General features: G+C 66.9%; 19 protein-coding genes. 9 read left to right on the plus strand and 10 right to left on the minus strand.

The genetic code is table 11. The features are described from left to right. Positions 1–10: 10 nt before the first annotated feature. The 4 genes from OCT48_RS07330 to OCT48_RS07345 are packed head-to-tail and all read left to right on the plus strand — an operon-like array spanning position 11 to position 2,826. Positions 11–1,033 (plus strand): alpha-ketoacid dehydrogenase subunit beta, encoded by a 1,023-nt coding sequence (locus OCT48_RS07330; protein ID WP_263592042.1) that lies wholly within the window; start codon positions 11–13, stop codon positions 1,031–1,033. Between the two features lie 14 nt (positions 1,034–1,047). After that, complete coding sequence (locus OCT48_RS07335; RefSeq protein ID WP_263592043.1) at positions 1,048–1,284, plus strand: lipoyl domain-containing protein; 237 nt, start codon at positions 1,048–1,050, stop codon at positions 1,282–1,284. Positions 1,285–1,295: 11 nt separating this feature from the next. Next, positions 1,296–2,066: a 2-oxo acid dehydrogenase subunit E2 gene (locus OCT48_RS07340; RefSeq protein WP_263592044.1), complete on the plus strand. Its 771-nt coding sequence runs from the start codon at positions 1,296–1,298 to the stop codon at positions 2,064–2,066. Positions 2,067–2,079: 13 nt separating this feature from the next. Further along, positions 2,080–2,826 carry a lipoyl protein ligase domain-containing protein gene (locus OCT48_RS07345; protein WP_263592045.1) on the plus strand — a complete coding sequence of 249 codons (747 nt, stop codon included), beginning with the start codon at positions 2,080–2,082 and terminating at the stop codon, positions 2,824–2,826. A 166-nt stretch (positions 2,827–2,992) separates the two neighbouring features. Here the strand turns inward: OCT48_RS07345 and OCT48_RS07350 are convergent, their stop codons facing one another. After that, positions 2,993–4,363 carry an amidase family protein gene (locus OCT48_RS07350; protein WP_263592046.1) on the minus strand — a complete coding sequence of 457 codons (1,371 nt, stop codon included), beginning with the start codon at positions 4,361–4,363 and terminating at the stop codon, positions 2,993–2,995. 295 nt (positions 4,364–4,658) lie between these two features. Between OCT48_RS07350 and OCT48_RS07355 the strand changes: the two genes are divergently transcribed. Further along, complete coding sequence (locus OCT48_RS07355; protein ID WP_263592047.1) at positions 4,659–5,411, plus strand: intradiol ring-cleavage dioxygenase; 753 nt, start codon at positions 4,659–4,661, stop codon at positions 5,409–5,411. A 95-nt stretch (positions 5,412–5,506) separates the two neighbouring features. On the opposite strand, the gene OCT48_RS07360 is transcribed toward OCT48_RS07355, so the two are convergent. Beyond that, the gene (locus tag OCT48_RS07360; RefSeq protein WP_263592048.1) at positions 5,507–5,914 is read right to left on the minus strand and encodes a VOC family protein; all 408 of its coding nucleotides are present in this window, start codon (positions 5,912–5,914) and stop codon (positions 5,507–5,509) included. 309 nt (positions 5,915–6,223) lie between these two features. Here OCT48_RS07360 and OCT48_RS07365 point away from each other — a divergent pair, with 309 nt between their 5' ends. Then, positions 6,224–6,580 (plus strand): BBE domain-containing protein, encoded by a 357-nt coding sequence (locus OCT48_RS07365; RefSeq protein WP_263592049.1) that lies wholly within the window; start codon positions 6,224–6,226, stop codon positions 6,578–6,580. Between the two features lie 152 nt (positions 6,581–6,732). On the opposite strand, the gene OCT48_RS07370 is transcribed toward OCT48_RS07365, so the two are convergent. Continuing rightward, positions 6,733–6,960 carry a DUF3955 domain-containing protein gene (locus OCT48_RS07370; protein WP_263592050.1) on the minus strand — a complete coding sequence of 76 codons (228 nt, stop codon included), beginning with the start codon at positions 6,958–6,960 and terminating at the stop codon, positions 6,733–6,735. A gap of 538 nt (positions 6,961–7,498) precedes the next feature. Between OCT48_RS07370 and OCT48_RS07375 the strand changes: the two genes are divergently transcribed. Continuing rightward, positions 7,499–8,365 carry an AraC family transcriptional regulator gene (locus tag OCT48_RS07375; protein ID WP_263592051.1) on the plus strand — a complete coding sequence of 289 codons (867 nt, stop codon included), beginning with the start codon at positions 7,499–7,501 and terminating at the stop codon, positions 8,363–8,365. A 146-nt stretch (positions 8,366–8,511) separates the two neighbouring features. After that, a complete protein-coding gene (locus OCT48_RS07380) occupies positions 8,512–9,537 on the plus strand; it encodes a GlxA family transcriptional regulator (protein WP_263592052.1) in 1,026 nt (341 codons plus the stop codon). A gap of 87 nt (positions 9,538–9,624) precedes the next feature. Here OCT48_RS07380 and OCT48_RS07385 read toward each other — a convergent pair whose 3' ends face one another. The 5 genes from OCT48_RS07385 to OCT48_RS07405 all read right to left on the minus strand — a co-directional run bounded on the left by OCT48_RS07385 (position 9,625) and on the right by OCT48_RS07405 (position 14,922). Next, positions 9,625–10,950 (minus strand): FAD-binding oxidoreductase, encoded by a 1,326-nt coding sequence (locus OCT48_RS07385; RefSeq protein WP_263592053.1) that lies wholly within the window; start codon positions 10,948–10,950, stop codon positions 9,625–9,627. Between the two features lie 628 nt (positions 10,951–11,578). After that, complete coding sequence (locus OCT48_RS07390; RefSeq protein WP_263592054.1) at positions 11,579–11,953, minus strand: cupin domain-containing protein; 375 nt, start codon at positions 11,951–11,953, stop codon at positions 11,579–11,581. Positions 11,954–12,250: 297 nt separating this feature from the next. Then, complete coding sequence (locus OCT48_RS07395) at positions 12,251–13,552, minus strand: glycerophosphodiester phosphodiesterase family protein (RefSeq protein WP_263592055.1); 1,302 nt, start codon at positions 13,550–13,552, stop codon at positions 12,251–12,253. A gap of 146 nt (positions 13,553–13,698) precedes the next feature. Then, positions 13,699–13,980, minus strand: coding sequence for a DUF503 domain-containing protein (locus OCT48_RS07400; protein WP_263592056.1), 282 nt, complete (start codon positions 13,978–13,980; stop codon positions 13,699–13,701). A gap of 105 nt (positions 13,981–14,085) precedes the next feature. Beyond that, the gene (locus tag OCT48_RS07405; protein ID WP_263592057.1) at positions 14,086–14,922 is read right to left on the minus strand and encodes a class I SAM-dependent methyltransferase; all 837 of its coding nucleotides are present in this window, start codon (positions 14,920–14,922) and stop codon (positions 14,086–14,088) included. 185 nt (positions 14,923–15,107) lie between these two features. Here OCT48_RS07405 and OCT48_RS07410 point away from each other — a divergent pair, with 185 nt between their 5' ends. Further along, positions 15,108–17,252, plus strand: a complete 2,145-nt coding sequence (locus tag OCT48_RS07410) for a cache domain-containing protein (protein WP_263592058.1) — start codon at positions 15,108–15,110, stop codon at positions 17,250–17,252. A 29-nt stretch (positions 17,253–17,281) separates the two neighbouring features. On the opposite strand, the gene OCT48_RS07415 is transcribed toward OCT48_RS07410, so the two are convergent. Together OCT48_RS07415 and OCT48_RS07420 are read right to left on the minus strand one after the other, a co-directional pair. Continuing rightward, positions 17,282–17,707, minus strand: coding sequence for a DUF2784 domain-containing protein (locus OCT48_RS07415; protein WP_263592059.1), 426 nt, complete (start codon positions 17,705–17,707; stop codon positions 17,282–17,284). Between the two features lie 260 nt (positions 17,708–17,967). Then, positions 17,968–19,197, minus strand: coding sequence for a cystathionine gamma-synthase family protein (locus OCT48_RS07420; RefSeq protein ID WP_263592060.1), 1,230 nt, complete (start codon positions 19,195–19,197; stop codon positions 17,968–17,970). Positions 19,198–19,200 lie beyond the last annotated feature (3 nt).

A 19,200-nucleotide genomic window follows, 5' to 3' on the forward strand; every position in this document is an offset into this window, starting at 1 on the left:
AGGTGAAGACATGACTACCACGACTGCGACACGCAAGCTCACCATCGCCCGGGCCATGGCCGAGGCCACCGCCCAGGAGATGCGCGCCGACCCGACGGTCTTCGTGATGGGCGAGGACGTGGGCCCCCTGGGTGGGGTCTTCGGCAACACCCGCGGGCTGCATGACGAGTTCGGCGGAGAGCGCGTCAGAGACACGCCCATTTCCGAAACCGCCTTCATCGGCGCCGCCGTGGGCGCGGCCTCCGATGGCATGCGCCCCGTCGTCGAGCTGATGTTCGTCGACTTCTTCGGCGTGTGCATGGACGCCATCTACAACCTGATGGCCAAGAACACCTATTTCTCCGGCGGCCGGGTCAAGGTGCCCATGGTGCTGATGACCTCCACCGGCGGTGGCTACTCCGATGCCGGCCAGCACTCCCAGTGCCTCTACGCCACCTTCGCGCACCTGCCCGGCATGAAGGTGGTGGTGCCGAGCAACGCCCATGACGCCAAGGGCCTGATGACCGCGGCGATCCGCGACGACAACCCGGTGGTGTTCATGTACCACAAGGCCCTGCAGGGCATGGGCTGGCTGGGCACCGAGAAGGGCGCCACCGTGCCGGTGCCCGAGAAGGCCTACACCGTCGAGATCGGCAAGGCGGCGGTGGTCAGGGAGGGCCGTGACCTGACCCTGGTCAGCCTGGGCGCCGGGGTGCACCACTGCCTGCGCGCCGCCAAGGCTCTCGGCGAAGAGGGCTTCGACGTCGAGGTGGTCGACCTGAGAAGCCTGGTGCCGCTGGACCGCGAGACGGTGCGCGCCTCGGTGGGCAAGACCGGCCGGCTGATCGTGGTCGACGAGGACTACCACAGCTTCGGCGTCAGCGGCGAGATCATCGCCAGCGTGGTCGAGCACGACCATCGCCTCAAGTCCGCTCCGGCCCGGGTGGCCTCCCCGGACATCCCCATTCCCTTCGCGCCGACGATGGAGCAGTGGGCCCTGCCCAATGCCGACAAGATCGTCGCCGCCTTTCATCAGATGCTGCGCAACGACTGACCAAGGAGAGATGCATGAATACCGCGATTACCGTACCCGAGGACCTCTGGGAAGGCGACGGCGAGGGCGTGATCACCGCCTGGCTGGTCGACGACGGCGCCGAGGTCCACCAGGGCGACCTGGTGGCCGAGGTGATGGTCGAGAAGGCCCAGTACGAGATCGAGGCGCCCGTCTCGGGCGTGCTCACCATCGCCAGGCAGGAAGACGAGGTGGTCGCCAAGGGCACCCCCATCGCCAGCCTGGAAGCCTGAGGAGGCCCGCCATGCCACTCGACATTCAGAGTGCCGCCGCCCCCGAGGGGGCGGCTCGCCCGCCAGAAGGGGGAAGACGGGGGCCCCGCGAGATCCCGCTGCGCGGGATGCGCGGCATGATCGCCGCCCGGATGCGCGAGAGCCTGCAATCCAGCGCCCAGTTGACCCACCACGCCGGCGCCGAGCTCGGTGCCTTGCAGGCCCTGCGTGACCATTGCCGAGCCGCGGGCCTGCCGGCGCCCTCGGTGCAGGACCTGCTGCTGCGCCTGGTGGTGCAGACGCTGGCCGAGTTCCCGGCGCTGAACGCCACCCTGGAGGACAACCGCATCATCGAGCACCCCGGGGTCCACCTGGGACTCGCCGTGCCGCTGCCCGACGACCTGCTGGTGGCGCCGGCGCTGTTCGACGCCCAGGTGATCGCGCTGGGCGCGCTGCCCGGGGCGCGTCGCGCGCTGGTGGCCAAGGCCCGGGCCGGCACGCTCGGCGTGCGCGAGCTGACCGGAGCCAGCTTCACGGTCTCCAACCTGGGACGCTCACGGGTGCATCACTTCACGCCCATCCTCAACGTACCCCAGGTGGCGATCCTCGGCATCGGCGGCACCCAGTGGCGGGCGTTGCCGGACGAGGACGGCGGCGTACGCCTGGCCGAAGTGATCGGGTTGTCGCTGACCTTCGACCATCGGGCGGTGAACGGCGCGCCGGCGGCGGCCTTTCTGGATAGACTGGGGGAGCGCATCGAGACGCTCGCGTCCGATGCCTTCGACCACGAACTGACCCAGTGACACGGGGGAGACCATGTCAGGCCCACTCGACGTTTCCAGCATGACCCTGTCCAGCATGTCCCTGCAGCACCCCACGGTGGAGGAGGGCCTCGTGGCCGAGGAGACGCTGCTGGACATGGTCTGCCAGGGCGAGGCGTCGCTCGGCTGGCTGGCCTGGTCGCCCGTCGACCGTGCCCTGGTGATGCCGCGGCGCCACCAGCGCCTGGCGGGTTTCCCTGACGCCCGGGACCGGTTGAGGCAGGCGGGCTGGCCAATCCAGTTTCGCGGCACCGGCGGCACTCCGGTGCCGCAGGGCCCGGCGGTGGTCAACCTGGCGCTGGCCGTGCGCTGTCGGGTGGGAAGCTCGGCGGCCCACCTGGAGTGGGGCTATCACCGCCTGGGCGACCCCTGGTGCGACTGGCTCGGCGCCCTGGGCGTGGCGGACGCCGATCTGGGACCGGCGCCCGGGGCCTACTGTGATGGACGCTTCAACGTGCGCCTCAAAGGTCGCAAGCTGGTCGGCACCGCCCAGCGCTGGCGTCGGGTGCGGGGCTGTCGCGACATGGCGCTGCTGGTCCATGGCGCCATGCAGGTCGACGACACCCCCGCGGCGCTGGTCGCCGTGGTCAATGCCTTCCAGGCCGCCATCGACGACCCCCAGCGCTTCCAGGCGGCGAGCCATATCGCCCTGCGCGACGCCCTGCCCGACCTGGACGTCGAGAGCGCGATTCCCGACCTTCTGGAGCGACTGGTGGCGGAGGAAGGCGTCGCGCCGGCATGAGACGCTGGCGTGCCGGCTCAGGCCTGAGTAACGAAGCCCGGTACGTCCACTGCGGACTCGGGGCGGATGACATTGGTGCCTCGGGAGCCGCGTGGCATTAGAACAATAAACGGATGAGCCAGCGCGAAGCAGACTACCGATGGCATGATGCACTCCAATGGTCTGCCTATCCGGTTTCCCAGGCCAGGCCGAGCGCCAGCACTGTGCGGTCTGCCTGACCGGCGCCGGCGAATTCCAGGCCTACGGGCAGGCCCCGTGGCGTGGTCCCGGCCGGCACGCTCAGCGCCGGCACACCCAGCACCGCGGCCGTCACCGTGTGTCGGAGGGTCTGCCAGATCGAAACCTCCTTGCCGTTCACGGTCACCTTCTCGGTTTCGCCAATCGGTGCCGGCATGAGCGGTGTTGTGGGATAGACCATTCCGGCAAGACCATTCTCTTCGAGATAGGCCTGATAGGCGGCGCGGTGACGCGGGAGTACCTCCGAGCGGACGCGCGCGTATTCTGCTGCGGCGCCACCTCCGGCGCCGCAGACGAGAGGCTCGACCTCCACCTTGACATAGGGGCTGGCGATTTGACTCACGACATCGCCGGCTGTCAGATCGCTGCCGATCTCATCCAGATAACGCGCAAGGTCGCGCGGAAACTCCACCCGCATGGTCGGGCCCGACGTTTCGGCGCGGGCGGCAGCGAAATCCGGCGCGTCCACCTCGACCAAGTCGACACCCAGGCGGCGGAGGTGAAGCAGCGCGTCTTCCATCACCGCTGCAATCTGATCATCGAGCTCCACAAAGAACTGATCCATCGGCACACCCAGACGCAGCCCCTCGAGCGGTGCCGGCCCGACCTCGGCTTCGCCGGTGAGGATGGCGTCCAGGAACGCGATGTCCCGCGCGGTGCGTGCCATGAGGCCGATCGTGTCGCGGCTGGCGTTCATGGGCAGGACCCCGTCGGTCGGATAGCGCCCCAGGGAGGGCCGAAACCCGGCGATACCGCAGAAGGCAGCGGGAATGCGGACCGATCCGGCCGTATCGGTGCCCACGCCGGCCGGGACCGTGTGTGCGGCCACGGCCGCGGCCGTCCCACCGCTACTGCCACCTGCGGTGTATTCCGGCTTCACGGGGTTGCGTGTGGGGCCGGTATGCGCGTTGTCGCAGGTCACGTGAAAGCACAGTTCGGGGAGGTTGGTCTTGCCCATCAGGACGGCGTCGGCGTCGAACAACCGTTTGATTGTCGACGCCGTCCGCCCGGGATAGTTTCGTTCCAGTGAGGGCGTGGCCGCAGTCGTGGCTGTGCCTTCGATGTCGATGGCATCCTTCACGCATAGTGGGATGCCGCCAAGGGGGCCACGCGATTTCTCCCGACGGTCCAGGGCGCGCGCCGCGTCGAGAACACGGTCGCCGTCCTGAGACACATAGGCGTTTAGCGGACGGGCCGTTTCGCAGCGCGCGAGTAGGTCCTCCGCGTATTCCACGGCCCCGAGTTCGCCGCACCGAAGGCGCTCGACAGCTTGTTTGAGAGTGAGGTCGGATGGTTGCATCTGATACTCCTCGTGATCGCAAGCGGAAAGTGGCCTGTCGGTTGGCAGTCCGTTGCCGCTGTGTCCTGCCGCATGCAGTGATCCGGGGCAATCGACCGCCTCGGGGTTGTCGCCAGGAATCTGGCCCCGGTCGCCTCGAGCCTTGCGGGATCATCCAGGATCCTACAATTAAAAAGTAAGAGTCACGTTCCAGGGGATCGAGAGTGATAGCCGACAAGACCGGTTCATTTTCGACACCCAAGGCCTCACGGGATGACTCGCGAGCGCGACTCCAATACTTCGAGGGGGGCACGAGATGGCCAAGCGGGGCACCATGCCGAGCCTGCAAGGGCTGAGTCGACGCCAGATGCTGCGTTGCACCGGGGTGGCCGCCGTCGCGTCACTCTGGGGCCGGACGGGCGGCGTCATGGCGTCAGCCGGCGATACCGGCGGGGCGGCACCCCACTGCGTCGCCAGGCCGCGCCAGACGGAGGGGCCCTACTTCGTGGATGCCCGGCTCGAGCGTAGCGACCTTCGCTCGGACCCCACCGATGGGACTCGCAAGCCGGGCGTGCCGGTGGCGCTGGCGTTTCACGTCTCCCGGCTCGACGATGACGCCTGCACACCGCTGGCCGGTGCCGTGGTCGATCTCTGGCAGTGCGACGCCCTGGGCGTCTATTCGGGCGTGCAGGACTTCGCGGGACGCTTCGATACCCGCGAGCAGCGCTTCCTGCGCGGCTATCAGGTGACGGATAGCCGTGGCATGGCCCGGTTCACCACCCTCTACCCCGGCTGGTATTCGGGGCGGGCCGTGCATATCCACTTCAAGATTCGCACCGATTCCGAGGCCGGCCTCGGTCTGGAGTTCACCTCGCAGCTGTACTTCGACGACGCCCTGACCGATCGGGTGCACCAACAGGCCCCGTATGCCGAAAGGGGGCCACGCAATGTGCGCAATGACGGAGACGGCATCTACCGGCGCAGTGGCGGAGACGAGCTGGTGCTGGATTTGACCGAAGGCGGGGAGGGCTACACGGGGGACTTCCATATCGCCCTGGCGATGAATTGAGAGCAGCCCTGGAGAGGCGTTGAAAGCGCAGGCGGTCGGTGGGGATGTCATTGGGGCCGCCAAAGGACGTGACTGGCGCCCGGGGCATGGCGTCGTTACGCGTCGGGTGGTCCCTTGAGTTCGATGGTGTTGCCTTCGGGGTCCTGGAGATAGATCGAGGGGCCCGCGCCTTCGGCGCCATAGCGGCGCTTGGTCTCGCCGGCCTCGATGCCATGGGCGGCCAGGTGGCGGCGGATCGCCGCCTCGTCGAAGGGAGCGAGGCGCAGGCAGAAGTGATCCAGGTTATGGCCGTCCCGGCCGGGTGGCGGTCCGCCGCGGCGGCCCAGGGGGCCGTCCACGGGGACCAGGTCGATCAGGGCGTCGCCCGCCCGCAGCTGGATCAGACCGAGCTCGTCCTGGCGCTTCTCCAGGGGGCAGCCCAGCACCTCGCAGTAGAAGGCGAGCATGCGGCGCTCGTCGCGGATGCGCAGCACCAGATGGTCGATCCCGCGGATGGGCAGCATCACGGCACCTCGCCGGTCTCCGGTTGGTCGTCAGGGAGACTATGGCGCAGGCCGATGCATTCCACCAGGGGAGCGTCACCGTTGGCCCCGGCCTGGCCCGCCCAGCGCTGGCGGCGGGTGCAACGGCTGCCGACGCATGACCCTCAGTACAATATTGCAGTCAAGGGGATAATACGCAGGACACTGCGGGCGGTGCCGAGGTGGCACCGGTGAGCATTGGCGCATCGGGCACTGAGGGGGAGGCAGGCGTCATGTTGGCGAATGCGACGATTCAGGCCTGGCCTGCGCCACTACTGGAAGGCGGGTTTCATGCGCACCTTCAGCGATGCCGCCATCGAGCATCTGGGAGGAGCGGTCGGCCGCGTGGGGACACGGGAAACCGCCTTCGCTCATCGGCACGCCCAGCACTGCGTGCTGGTGTTACGCATGTGGCAGGACGCCACGGACTCCGACGCCAACATCGAGTGGGGACGCCGGTGCTTCCGCGCCGCGGCGCCGTTCCTGGACGAGGGCGCGTACGTCAATTACCTGGCCGACGAGGGGGAGGCGCGGGTCCGGGCCGCCTACGGGGCCAACTACGCACGGCTCGCGGCGCTAAAGCGTTGCTATGACCCCACCAACCGGTTCCGCTTCAACCAGAATATCTCTGTCGGCGTCTCTTCCTGAGCTGCGGTGTCGGGGGCCCGCCAGGGCATCACCGGGGCGATGGCGCCGCCATGTAACGCCCTAAGCGTTCGACGCGGCGGTCAGGCGTGTGCGGGGCTCGAGACCGAAATCGCAGCGCGCGACGGCGCACTCATCCGACCGGGACGGCCACTCTAGCCCCGCCGTCTCTGGCGTCTCGCCAGCCAGTTGCCGACGCAGGCCAGCAACAGCACCAGGCCCAGGATCAGCGAGAGCCAGCCGAGCGGGATCAGCACGAAGGGCTCGTGGAGTACGCCCCGCGCGTCGACATGCGTCTCGAAGAGGCGGTAGACGACGCCGCTTAACGCGGCGGTCGTGAGGAAGAAGACGGCAAGAAACCCCGTGGTCCTGTAGATCGTCACCTTGATGGCATCCCCTGCAGTGGTGCGGCCGTGGGCCCCGCGCGACGAGGCGAGTGGACCCGCCGGCGCTGGCATTCGCGAGGTAGACCGTATTCGGGCGCTGTCGTTCGGCCGGAGGCCACCCAGAAGCGGGTCGCCTCCGCCGAGCAGACCTGTCCGACGGAAGGACGCGGTTAGTGGGGACACGAGGGGCAGCGGCATTTGCGATGACGGCCTGTTGGTCGAACTCTCGGGGATGCAGGGAGTTCGCGTCGACCCGGCCGGTCGAACCGCATGGACCTTCAACGTCTGCTGCTGTGGGGAGTGCGAGGAACCGCTATGATCCCATCAACCTGTTTCTCTTTGACCAGACCACCCAGGCGGCTCCTGTCGTCCTGCCATCGGCGTGGCAGACCTTGTCGGTACCGGGGGCGGGACAGCCCCCTCCGCCGCGCCGTGAGTGGTAGACGCGTGAGCTCAGTCGCACATTGCGCAAGATCGGTCAGGAGAGCGTGACTTCCCTGGGGCATAGTGCCGGGGAATCGAGGGAGGGAGACGCATGAAGGGAAGTACGGCGGCGGGCTATGCGGAACGCTTCGACCGGGTATTCGCCCATATCGACGAGCATCTGTCCGAGGAGCTCTCGGTGGAGCGGCTGAGCCGGGTCGCCCATTTCTCGAAGTATCACTTCCATCGCCAGTTCTCGCAGTTCGCGGGCATCAGCGTGGCGCGCTACATACAGCTGATGCGGCTGCGCCGAGCGTCCTATCGGCTGGCCTTCGAGCGCGAGACGTCGATCCTGGACATCGCGCTGGAAGCGGGGTTCGAGAATCCCGAGTCGTTCTCTCGGGCCTTCAAGAAGACCTTCGGCCAGACCCCCTCTCGATTCCGCCGGGCCGCGGACTGGCGGCCCTGGACCGAGACCTATCAACTGCCCAGAAGAGAACGGAGGCACCACATGGACGTCACCATCATCGATTTTCCGGATACCCGAGTGGCGGCGCTCGAACACCGCGGCGATCCTGCACTGATCAACGCCTCGGCGCAGCGGTTCATCGAGTGGCGCAAGTCCACGGGATTCTCGCCCATCGCCTACGCGGAGAACCTCGGTATCGCCTACGACGACCCGGCGACCACGCCGGCGGAGCGATTCCGCTTCGACCTCTGCAGCTCTGTCACAACCCCGGTGCCGGACAATGACCATGGCGTCGTCAACAAGGTCATCCCGGGGGGGCGCTGTGCCGTGGTGCGCCACCGGGGCTCCCATGACCGCATCGCCGACGCCGCCTACTATCTGTACCGGGAATGGCTGCCGCAGAGCGGCGAGGAATTGCGCGACTTCCCGCTTTTCTTCCATTACCGGAACCTGATGCCGGAGACGCCGGAGCACGAGCTGGTGACGGACGTCTGCCTGCCGCTGGTGTAGCCGACGTCACAGCGTTGCCCCCTGCCGCGGATCACTCGCAGGGGACCGTGACGCCAGGGCAGAAGGGCGATCAAGCTTCGGCGCCTTGCCGTTGTCATGGAGGGTGGCGTTGGCAGAACGGTGCCGTTTCTGCCACGTTGCTGGGTATGGAGACACGGCAACCCGCCCAGCACGTCAGCCTGGTGGCGACCCGGGATGTCATCATCGGCACCCTCACGGGGCTGCATGACGTCTTCAACTGTTTCGGTGCCCTGGGCTGGTTCGATGAGGCGCTGTCCCGGCATCCGCCGTTCACCGTGGATATCGTCGCCGCGGGAGAAGGGCCGCTGATGCTGGATGCCGGCCTGACCCTGCTGCAGGCGCGCTCCGTGAAGGAGGTGACCCGGACCGACCTGGTCATCGTGCCGTCCTTCATGGTGGTGGATGGCGAATGGCAGGCCGGCCGCTATCCCGAGCTGGTGGAGTGGCTGCTGGCCATGCATGCCGGGGGCGCCAAGCTGTGTTCGGCGTGCTCGGGGACCCTGCTGCTGGCCGAGACGGGCCTGCTCGACGGGCGCGTGGCCACCATGCACTGGGCCTATGCCGACACCTTTCGCCGCCACTTCCCGCGGGTCACCCTGGCCCTTGAGAAGACCCTGATCATCGAGGGCGAGCACCAGGAACTGGTGATGTCCGGGGCCGCCTCGTCCTGGCAGGATCTCGCGCTCTACCTGGTGGCCCGGCAACTGGGCTCGGCCGTGGCCCAGGCCATGGCCAAGTTCTTCGCCTTCGACCTGCATAGCGACGGCATGGCGGCCTATAGCGTCTTCTCGCCCCGCTTCGATCATGGCGACGCGGCGGTCGAGCGCGCCCAGCGCTGGATCGCTCGGCATCTGGACTGTCACTCACCGGTGGAGAGGATGGCCGTGGGCAGTGGCGCCGCGGAGCGAAGCTTCCAGCGGCGTTTCCTCAAGGCCACCGGCTACTCGCCGATCCGGTACGTACAGGCGTTGCGACTCGAGGAGGCCAAGCGCCTGCTGGAGCGCACCACCCAGCCCATCGACGCGGTCGCCTGGGCCGTGGGCTACGAGGATCCGGCCTTCTTCCGGCGGCTGTTCAAGCGGCAGACGGGGATCACGCCCGGTGGCCATCGGCGCAAGTTCCGCATGCCGGATGCCACCGTCCCGCCGTAGACGGAGGCGTCATGGCCGGCGGGCCCCGAGGGGGGGGGAGCCGCCTTTCCCTGGCGGTCGGTCCGCTTGTCGGTGGCCTCGTGCCCGTCAGCCGGCGGGCACGATGTTCTGGTTCACCCGGAAGAGGTTCTCCGGGTCGTAGTGGGCCTTGATGCGTTGCAGGCGTGGCAGGTTGTCGCCGTAGGTTCCCCGGATGCGCTCCAGGCCCTCCTCCATCATGAAGTTCACGTAGGCGCCCCCCGCGGAGTGGCCATGCAGGGCCTCCCAGTAGTTGCGCGCCCAGCGCTGCATGCGTTCGTGGTTGGCCGGGTCGGGATCGATGCCGGCAATCACCATCGACCAGGTGGCATCGCGGAACCGCCAGGCGGTGGCCTGCTCCTCGACGCGATGCACGGCGCCGTCGATGGGATAGAGATGCATCGTCGACAGGCTGGTGGGCACCTCGGCGAAGCGCCGGTGCTCGGCGATGGCCGCGTCGGAGAGCTCGCGGACGACATCGCCCTTCCAGTACCACTGCAGGCCGTCGGGATAGAGGGCATCGAACATGCTCTGCAGGGCGGGGTAGGGCATGGGCCCGATGCCCTCGAAGAGTGGCTCGGCCACCTCACGGGCCGGCTGCAGCGCCGCCTCGGCGTGCGCCTCGGGGCCCGTGACGCAACATTGCAGTCCGCACACCTTGCGGCCATGCAGTGCCGGCGGGAAGGGCGGCGCCGAGGGCACCTCGGCGGTGAGATAGAAGGCGTAGACCTCCTCCGGCGCCTGGGGCAGCCAGTCGCGGTACCAGCGCAGCGTGGTCTCGAGCGCCTCGATCGGCCAGAACAGGGGCCCGGCGATGACGGTTTCCAACGGGTGCAGACGGAACTCGAACGAGGTCACCACACCGAAGTTGCCGTCCCCGCCGCGCAATGCCCAGAACAGATCGGGGTGCTCGCGTTCGCTGGCGTGCACCAGCCGGCCATCGGCCAGCACCACGTCGGCGGCCAGCAGGTTGTCGATGGCGAGGCCATGGCGACGCGTCAGGTAGCCATGCCCCCCACCGAGGGTCAGGCCGGGCACCCCGGTATTGGAGTGGATGCCACTGACGGCCGCCAGGCCGAAGGCATGGGTGGCATGGTCGACGTCGCCCCATCGGCAGCCGGGCTCGACCCGCACCGTCCTGGCCACGGGATCCACGCGCAGCCCCTTCATCGACGAGAGATCGATGACCAGGCCGTCGTCGACCGAGGCGAGGCCGGGGCCATTGTGTCCGCCGCCGCGAATGGCGATGGGGAGTCCCTGGTCTCGCCCGAACCCGACGGCGGCCATCACGTCCGCCACGTCGACGCACCGGGCGATCAGTCGTGGGCGCTTGTCGATCATCGCGTTGAAGAGGGTGCGTGCTTCCTCGTAGTCGGCATCGGTCGGTTGGATCACGCGACCACGCAAGGCGTCTTGCAGGGTTTCGATAACGGATGTCGTCAACATGGATGCTGCCTCCCTGATGGAGTAGCGGTCGGATGCCATGCCGCCTGGGCGGCGTGGCATCCCTCGGCCGGGACGGCGGCGAAGGGCGTCCCTCGCCTGGCGCCCGTCCCCACGGGGCCAGGGTCGCGCTCATCGAACCGGAATGTGAGAGGCAGACAGGGCAGATCCGGTCCATATCGGCCATCGCGACCAGGCGGCGGGATCGGAACGTGCGGTGCGGCAGCCCGGCCGGGGTGCTGGTACTCAGGGGGCTCGCCTATGTTCAGAGGCTGCGGGTCGAAGACGCCAAACGCCGGCTGGAGCGCACTCCGGCGTCGGTCGATGAAATCAGCTGGCTGGTCGGATAAGAGGATTCCTGTGCCTTTCGACGGCTCTTCAAACGGATCACGTGATTATGTCCGAGTGAATATCGCCACACGTTCCAGATGACAGAATATTTCTGACAACCACTGGACGTCCGAATCGGAATCATTGAAGTGGGGGTATCTTGCTATATGCAGCGGCTATGTCCACGGGGCTCCATACGGCCAGCGTGAGCGCGTCCCTTGGCTGAGCAATCGCTGGCCATCAGCCAGGCTCACTTCACCGCCGCAGGATTGTCCTTGAACTCTATCTGAATCACCTCTAGAGGTTCGTCACCGAGATTCTCGGGCTGGTGGTGGTCGGCCGCAACCCAGTGAGTCGTGCCCGCCTCTGCGGTGACCTCTCGAGTCGTGCCGTCAGGGAATGTAAATCTCACATGGCCGTCCGTCAGGAACACAACCACGCCCGCCGGATGCTCGTGCATCACAGATTGCTCGCCAGGGCCATAGGTGATGCGTAACGCGCGGACCTGGTCATTTTCGAATTCAACCTGGTAGTGTTCAGGGTCGACCTCGACGGCATCCTGCGCCATCGCTGTGGCGGTGTACGCACCGAGCAAGATTGCTAGTACTACCAAGGCCCGCCGCATGTCGCTCTCCTTAAGCTCGAAAGCTTACTCGTTCCAGTAATATGATATATCCCTTATTTGTGTTTCGTGAGACTCCGCTCCGTGAGGCCTGACAAATATTATTATAGGATCAAGGTGGCCACAGCTCGCCAACAATAACTTCTCCAGTTCGCACTCATTCCTGTCGTGCCTGGTTTCGATCTATGACGTATGCCTTCAACGCCGTGGGAGAGATGTCATCGTGGTCGAGCGTGGAGGGCACCGAATACAACGGGCCGCAGATCGGTGCGGCCCGTTGCGTGTGTGTTGGGCTACCGGTCAGGCCTCGGGGTTCATGCAGTTGTCGTAGAAGGTGACGGTGGCGGGCCAGTCGGAGAACAGGCCACGGACACCCACGTCCCGGGCCAGTACGTCCAGGGTCAGCAGCTTGTCGCCGTTGCCGTCGATGACCGCCTCGGTGGTCTGGTGGTACCACTCGCCATCCCGGGACAGCGGGCCGGAGCGCTCGAAGCTCCAGGCGATCAACTCCAGCCCGGCGTCGCTGGCGCGCTCGGCGTAGACCGAGGGCAGGATGCGGCTCTCGCCGTCGCCGGCCCCCGGGTTGGCCGCCAGCAGCATCCACATCGGTGGCGCCAGGATCTTCACGCCCTGGGCGGCGAGTTCTTTCATGCTCGGCGTCCAGGTGGCCGGGTCGCGGTGATCGAAACCCTCGAGGTCATAGCGATCGTCCAGGTAGACGGCCTGGTCGGCGAAGGCCGGGGCGTGTTCGATCCAGTAGCGCACGTCCTCCAGGTTGAAGGACTGCGGGAAGACACGGCTTGCCGGCACGCCGGCGGCCTCGTACTCGTCGATCAGCTTCTGGGCGTAGTCGGCCTGGCTCATGCCCTCGAAGGGCATGACGACGCTCGGGGCCTTGAGCTCCGGCGTCATCCGCACGCCCAGCGCCCGGAACAGCTCGATGCTCTCGGCGTGGGTCATCAGGGTGCCGCGATCGGCGTAGAGATCGGTTCGCCAGCCGGGCGTGCCATCGAGGTAGGTCGCGACGCTGCGCGCCTCGGTGTTGGCGCCATCCATCTTGCCCTGCAGGGACTCGAACTCGGCCAGGGTGATGTCGCTGGTACAGCACTGGACCTTGGCCGCATTGGTCAGCTCGCCGCTGTCCGGGGCGAAGGCCGGCGGCACGCTGCACTTCCGGGCCAGGTCGGTCTCGAGGATGTTGGTGGTGGCGTGCAGGTCGCACTGGGAATGGCGGCAGACGAGTGCCTGGTCGGCAGTGAAGGTCACGTCGCATTCGATGGCCCCGGCCCCCATCTGGGCCGCGGCGAGGTAGGACTCGCGGGTATGCTCGGGAAACTGCATGGGGGCCCCGCGATGGCCGATGGTGAAGTCGCTGCGGCGCCAGGGCCGCTCGCCGGCGGCGCAGCGCAGCAGGTCCGCCTTGAGCTCGCGTTCCCGCTGGCTGTCCTCGCCCATGGCCTGCACCAGCGCCAGGGGACGGGGCCCCAGGGTGACGCGGCCGGCCGCGGCCGTGATGGCGTCATCCGGCGCGGCCGACACCGGGGCCGAGGCCAGCAGCCACGGCAGCCAGCAGAGCGTGAGCATCAGGAGCATTCGTTTCATCGGGGGCCTCGCTGTCCTTGGATGGTTCCCGGGTAGGGGGACCCCAGCATGCCGCCGGACTGTTACAGGGGCGTGTGTGCCCGGCGACAGGCGGGCGTCGGCCTCCTGCTAGTATGGGCGACATCCATCGGGCACCGCAGGAGTGGTCAGAGGATCTCCCGGGTGGCGTCCATCACCCGGCCATCGACCGTGCGCTGCAGCCTGTCCTCGATCTCGCTGCACAGCGACTCGACCTCCGGCACCGTCTGCCCGACCACCACGAAGGTCCATTCGCTGGTTGCCAGGCTGTCACGGTCGGCGCTTTCGCAGACCGCCACCGCCGGGTTGCGGCCATAGCGCTGGTGCATGCCGCGCATGCGCTGGCGCTTCTCCTTGAGAGAGGCGCAGCCGGGAAGGGAGATCCGCAGGGTCAGAATGCCGATGTTCATGGCCACTCCTGATTGCTGGGGAGCAGGCTCACGCCGGGTTCGAGGCCGCTGTCGGCAGACTTCCCGCGGGAGCCGCGCGCGATGGCCCCGGGCGCCTCGCGACGCTCAGTCCCGCTTCGTGCCGATGCCGATATTGACCCGGCTGGTGAGCACCGCGGAGGCGTCGTTCCCGGCGCGATCCTGGACCCTGGCGTCCAGCTCCTCGAGGATCCGGGCCTGCTGTTGCTGCGAGAGGTCGGCGACCAGCTGGCCGGGGATGGGGTTGCTGTACATCAGCCAGTCCCACAGTGCCTGGCCCGACGTGAAGCGCAGCGGCTCGGTGAGCCGCTCCACCCGGACGTCTCTCAGGCCGGTGGTGATGAGCCGGTGACGCAGCTTGTTGGGTCTGCCGATCTGGAACGGCAGCGGCGGCGGCTCCCGGGAGAGGTCGGGGAACTCGGGCACCGCGGCCTGGATGGCGTCCATCATGAAGCGCATGAACTCGACCTCCTCGGGCAGGCCGAAGGCGACCACCAGCACCGTGCCGCCCGGCCGGGTGACTCGCACCATCTCGGCCAGCCCGGCCATGAGATCGGGGAAGAGCATGACGCCATACTGCGATCCGGTCATGTCGAAGGTGTCGTCGTCCAGCCGCAGGGCGGCGCCGTCCATGACCCGGGTCTCGATGTTGTCGATCCCCGCCTGCCGGGCCCTGGCCGCGAGCCGTTCGACCATGGCGGGGGAGAGGTCGATGGCGGTGACCCGCGCCCCCAGGCGCGCCGCCGGCAGGCTCAAGGCCCCGCTGCCGCAGGCCACGTCGAGAAACGACATGCCGTTGGTGAGGCCGGCCCGGCGCAGGGCCTCGTTGCCCAGCCACAGGTGCGTGGGGGTGACGAGCCGATCATAGCCCGCCGCGAGGCTGCTCCAGACATCGCGTATCGGGTCGAAGTCGAGAATGGGCATGACCTTCCCCCTGAGCGGCGGCCGAGGTGACACCCACCTCCAGCCTGTGCTGCGGCTTGCCTCCTGTAAGTGTAGAGGGCGTCGCCATCTTTCCCTGAGGACCTGACCACCGATGTTGCAATCCCCCTCGGCCGGTGCCATACCGAACACGAACCCCGTTCGCTCCCGAGACATCAAGGTGCAGGATGTTTCCCCCACCCGGTCCGGCACGCCTCGTCTTCAGCACGGCCCTGGTCGTGGCGGTGGTCGCCTTTACCATCGCCGTCGGCCTGATCTGGGTGGACCGCAGCACTCGGCAGCAAACGACCGATGACTGGCGGGAGCGGATCCGGGGCGAGGCCACGGCGGCTGCCGAGTCACTCAACGCCGATATGCGCCAGCTCTCCGGCCTGGCCGATGAGCTCGCCAGCGAGCTGGCCAGCGGCGACTTGCCGGTCGCCCGGATCGAGGCTCGACTCGAGGAACTGGTGGCGCAGCACCCCCACGTCTTCGGCGTCGGGGTGATGTTTCGCCCCTATGCCTATGCCCCGGACCGACGGCTGCATGCGCCCTACATCGTCAAGCGCCATGGCGTTCACCGCATGGTCCGGGTGGAGGACGTCTACGACTATACCGAGCCCCGACACGACTGGTACCACCAGGGGACCGCCCGGTCGGGCTGGCTGGAGCCCTTCTTCGGCCAGGCCAGTCAGGCGATGCTCGCCCTCTACTGCACGCCCTTCCGACTCCCCGAGGCGCAGCGGGCCCGCGACGCCGCCGAGGCCGACGGCACCGTCTGCATCGACTATTCGATCGAGGATGTCTGGGACCTGGTCGGCGCCCTGGACCTGGGCGAGACCGGCTATGCCTTCGTCATCACCGATCAGGGCACCTTCGTGGCGCACCCGCGGCGGGAATACGCGCGTCAGGGACAGAACCTGCACGACATCGCCGACCAGTTGCGCGATCCGGTGCTGACGCGGCTGGCGCAACGGGCCACCGACCTGCAGAGCGGTGCCATCGCCCATTCCAACGAACTCACCGGCCAGGACTCCTGGATCTTCTATCGTCCCATCACGGCGCCGCGCTGGTCCCTGGCGGTGGTGGCCTTCACCGCCGAGATCCCGCTCGACCTCGGCGAACACAAGCACCGACAGATCCTGATCGCCATCGCCTTGATCGTCGGCGCGAGCGGCCTGATCGTCCTGCTCCTCGCCTACCGCCTGGACGCCAATCCGGCCCTCTGGAGCGGCAGCGTGGCCATCGCCCTGCTGTTCCTGGTCGGGGTGGTGCACATCTGGACCCTGGAGTTCGCCGAGGCGGGTCGCGACCCGCCGGAGGCGGTCATGCTGATCGACCGTGCCGGTATCGAGAGCTACCTCGATGGCTATGGCGAACAGGCTCGCCTGCAGCGCTTCGGTGACCCGATCCGGATCCCGACGGGGATGTTCATCCAGGCGATTCGCTTCAAGACGGCGCACGACTTCGTCGTCACCGGCTTCGCTTGGCAGCGCTATGCGGTGCCGGAACATGACGACCTGCGGCGCGGGATCTTCTTCCCGGACGCCATCCCCGAACAGGATGTTCGCGAGGAGCTGTTTCGCCTGCGCGAGGGCGACAGCGAGGTGATCGGCTGGTACTTCAAGACCACCCTGCATCAACCCTTCGAATACTCCCGTTTCCCGATCGATATCAAGACCCTGCGGCTGCGGGTCTGGCATCCCGAGTTGGCGCGCCATATCGTGCTGGTGCCGGAGCTGGAGGCCTATCGGCTGATCCATCCGACGGCGCTGCCGGGGATGGAGCCCGACTTTCGCCTGCCGGGCTGGCAGGTCAAGCGCAGCTTCTTCGCCTATCGCTTCCATGACTACCGCAGCGACCTCGGGCTGCGCGGGAACGCCAAGGGAGGGGAGTTCCCGGAGCTGACCTACAACGTCACCCTGCTGCGCAACATCACCGACGCCTTCATCTCCAACCAGATCCCGCTGTTCGTCGCCGCGGTCATGCTGTTTGCCATGCTGATGATCGACACCCGGGAGACGGCCCGTGCCTCCCTGTACGGCTTCACCACCTCCACGGTGCTGGCGACCTCGGCGGCCATCTTCTTCATCATCCTGCTCGCGCATATCGATGTCCGCCGCCGGTACGCCGCCGAGGAGATCATGTACCTGGAGTATTTCTACTTCATCACCTACTTCACCATCGTCGCCGTCTCCATCAATGCGTTCATGCTCATGGCGCTCAGCGATAACCGCTTCTTCCACTACCGCGACAACCTCATCCCCAAGCTGCTGTTCTGGCCGCTGTTGCACGGCGCCTTCCTCGTGGTGACGGTGTATGTCTTCCTGTGACGTGAACGGTCGCGACTTGCCAGGCCATGTCAGCGGATGTCACGGCGTCGCTTGCGGCCCAGGGGACGAGGGCGCACCCAGAGCCAGCTGAGGACGACGAGGCCGCCGAACAGCGTGTAGACGACGATGAACACCCAGGCGGGTGCCTGATAGAACAGCAGCCGGTGCAGCCAGTAGGCAACGAAGGAGCCCGAATAGACGACGTCCCCCGCCCTTTCCCGCAGCGCCATCTCCCACACGGTGAGCGGGCAGAGGGCGCCCAGCCAGGCCTGCAGCACCACGAAACCGATCGCCCCCAGGTGCGCGAGGCGGAACCAGGGGTTGCGGACCCAGTGCCAGGCGAGGGGCTTGCCGATCAGCGTCAGCGCGAGTCCCAGGATCACGAACACCACGAAGGCCGCGTGGACCACCAGGATGGCATCCGCCGCCAGGGAGTAGAGCAGGCGAGGATCCATAAGGCCCCCTCGAGGAAAGGTGATGCGACCGCCATCTCCGGCGGGCAGGGCTACGTCAGGATTGGACATCGAAGGCCGGAAGGACGCTCACCCGGGCCCCGCACTCGCGCAATCGGGCCCGCGCCGCCGCCACCGGCCCCATGCCGTACCGGCCGGGGCTGCCATCCGAGCGGGTCACGGGGAGAGGCTCCCGACCATGCTTGACCAGCTGCTGGAGTATCCGGATGTGGTGCCTGCCGGCGCGAGAGCCGCGATATCGGCTACCCCAATGCCCGCTCAAATTCCTCCAGCAGATCATCCCGATCTTCGATTCCCACGGAGAGACGAATGGTGCCGTCGGAGATGCCCATCGACGCCCGCCGTTCCGGCCCCATCTCGAAGAAGATGGTGTGCGCCACCGGAATGGCCAGGGTGCGGTTGTCGCCGAGGTGGCTGGAGAGCACCACGCCTTGCAGCTTGTTCAACACGTCGAAGCAGGCGTCGTTGTCGACCAGATCAATGCTCATCAAGGCCCCGAAACCGTTGAACAGTTCCTGTGCGCGCTGATGTTGCGGATGGGCGGCAAGGCCCGGGTAGTAGACCTGCTTGATCGCCTTGTGCCGGGAAAAATACTCTGCCAGCGCCTGTGCATTGCTGCACGCCTTGTCCATGCGCAGGGCCAGGGTTTCCGAGCCGATAGCGATGCGGTGGGCCGAGTCCGGTGCCAGGGTCGCACCCATATCACGCAACCCCTTTTTGCGAATCTGTTGCAGGCCCCATTTCTGTGGATCGCCTTTCCGGTACACGGGATTGATATTGGGGTAGCGGCTCCAGTCGTACTCGCCCAGATCCGTGACCGCGCCGCCCAGGACTTCCCCATGGCCGGCGATGCACTTGCTCAACGAGTTGATGCTCAAGCCGGCGCCCACCGCCTTCGGCAAGAACAGTGCCGGTGAGGTCATGGTGTTATCGACCACGTAGACCAAGTTCTGCCGGCGGCAGAAATCGCCGATCGCTTTCAGGTCCGCTACCTGGGTGCAGGGGTTGGCGATGGTTTCGACGAAGACCATGCGTGTATTGGGTTGCACTGCCGCTTCCACATTGGCGACATCGGTGGCGTCGACGAAGGTGACCTCGATGCCGAATTGGGTCAGCGTCTGAAACAGGCTGTTGGTGTTACCGAACAGGAACTGGCTGGAGACCAGATGATCCCCGGCTTTTAACAGCGTCAAGCAGGTGGCGGTAATCGCCGCCATGCCGGTGGCAAAACAGATGGTATCGATCCCCGTTTCCAACGCGCTGATCTTGGTTTGCAGCGCAGTGGTGGTCGGGTTGTTCTGCCGACCGTAGGAATAGCCGGGCTGCTTGTTCTGGAATACCGCGGCGAGCTCTTCCGCGGTGTTGTAACCGTAGAGAACAACGTTATGCACCGGCTTGTGCACGGAGCCGTGCTCGATCGGCGATTCGCGATCGCCGTGGACAATCTTCGTGGTAAGACCCTTGTTTTTCATCGC

The sequence above is a fragment of the Halomonas sp. M4R1S46 genome (assembly GCF_025725685.1).
Classification (GTDB): Bacteria; Pseudomonadota; Gammaproteobacteria; order Pseudomonadales; family Halomonadaceae; genus Halomonas.

Bases quoted from the DNA above. Each gene is read 5' to 3' on its own strand.
- OCT48_RS07330 (WP_263592042.1), top strand. From the start codon at position 11: ATGACTACCACGACTGCGACACGCAAGCTCACCATCGCCCGGGCCATG.
- OCT48_RS07335 (WP_263592043.1), top strand. From the start codon at position 1,048: ATGAATACCGCGATTACCGTACCCGAGGACCTCTGGGAAGGCGACGGC.
- OCT48_RS07340 (WP_263592044.1), top strand. From the start codon at position 1,296: ATGCCACTCGACATTCAGAGTGCCGCCGCCCCCGAGGGGGCGGCTCGC.
- OCT48_RS07345 (WP_263592045.1), top strand. From the start codon at position 2,080: ATGTCAGGCCCACTCGACGTTTCCAGCATGACCCTGTCCAGCATGTCC.
- OCT48_RS07350 (WP_263592046.1), bottom strand. From the start codon at position 4,363: ATGCAACCATCCGACCTCACTCTCAAACAAGCTGTCGAGCGCCTTCGG.
- OCT48_RS07355 (WP_263592047.1), top strand. From the start codon at position 4,659: ATGGCCAAGCGGGGCACCATGCCGAGCCTGCAAGGGCTGAGTCGACGC.
- OCT48_RS07360 (WP_263592048.1), bottom strand. From the start codon at position 5,914: ATGCTGCCCATCCGCGGGATCGACCATCTGGTGCTGCGCATCCGCGAC.
- OCT48_RS07365 (WP_263592049.1), top strand. From the start codon at position 6,224: ATGCGCACCTTCAGCGATGCCGCCATCGAGCATCTGGGAGGAGCGGTC.
- OCT48_RS07375 (WP_263592051.1), top strand. From the start codon at position 7,499: ATGAAGGGAAGTACGGCGGCGGGCTATGCGGAACGCTTCGACCGGGTA.
- OCT48_RS07380 (WP_263592052.1), top strand. From the start codon at position 8,512: ATGGAGACACGGCAACCCGCCCAGCACGTCAGCCTGGTGGCGACCCGG.
- OCT48_RS07390 (WP_263592054.1), bottom strand. From the start codon at position 11,953: ATGCGGCGGGCCTTGGTAGTACTAGCAATCTTGCTCGGTGCGTACACC.
- OCT48_RS07395 (WP_263592055.1), bottom strand. From the start codon at position 13,552: ATGAAACGAATGCTCCTGATGCTCACGCTCTGCTGGCTGCCGTGGCTG.
- OCT48_RS07400 (WP_263592056.1), bottom strand. From the start codon at position 13,980: ATGAACATCGGCATTCTGACCCTGCGGATCTCCCTTCCCGGCTGCGCC.
- OCT48_RS07405 (WP_263592057.1), bottom strand. From the start codon at position 14,922: ATGCCCATTCTCGACTTCGACCCGATACGCGATGTCTGGAGCAGCCTC.
- OCT48_RS07410 (WP_263592058.1), top strand. From the start codon at position 15,108: ATGTTTCCCCCACCCGGTCCGGCACGCCTCGTCTTCAGCACGGCCCTG.
- OCT48_RS07415 (WP_263592059.1), bottom strand. From the start codon at position 17,707: ATGGATCCTCGCCTGCTCTACTCCCTGGCGGCGGATGCCATCCTGGTG.
- OCT48_RS07420 (WP_263592060.1), bottom strand. From the start codon at position 19,197: ATGAAAAACAAGGGTCTTACCACGAAGATTGTCCACGGCGATCGCGAA.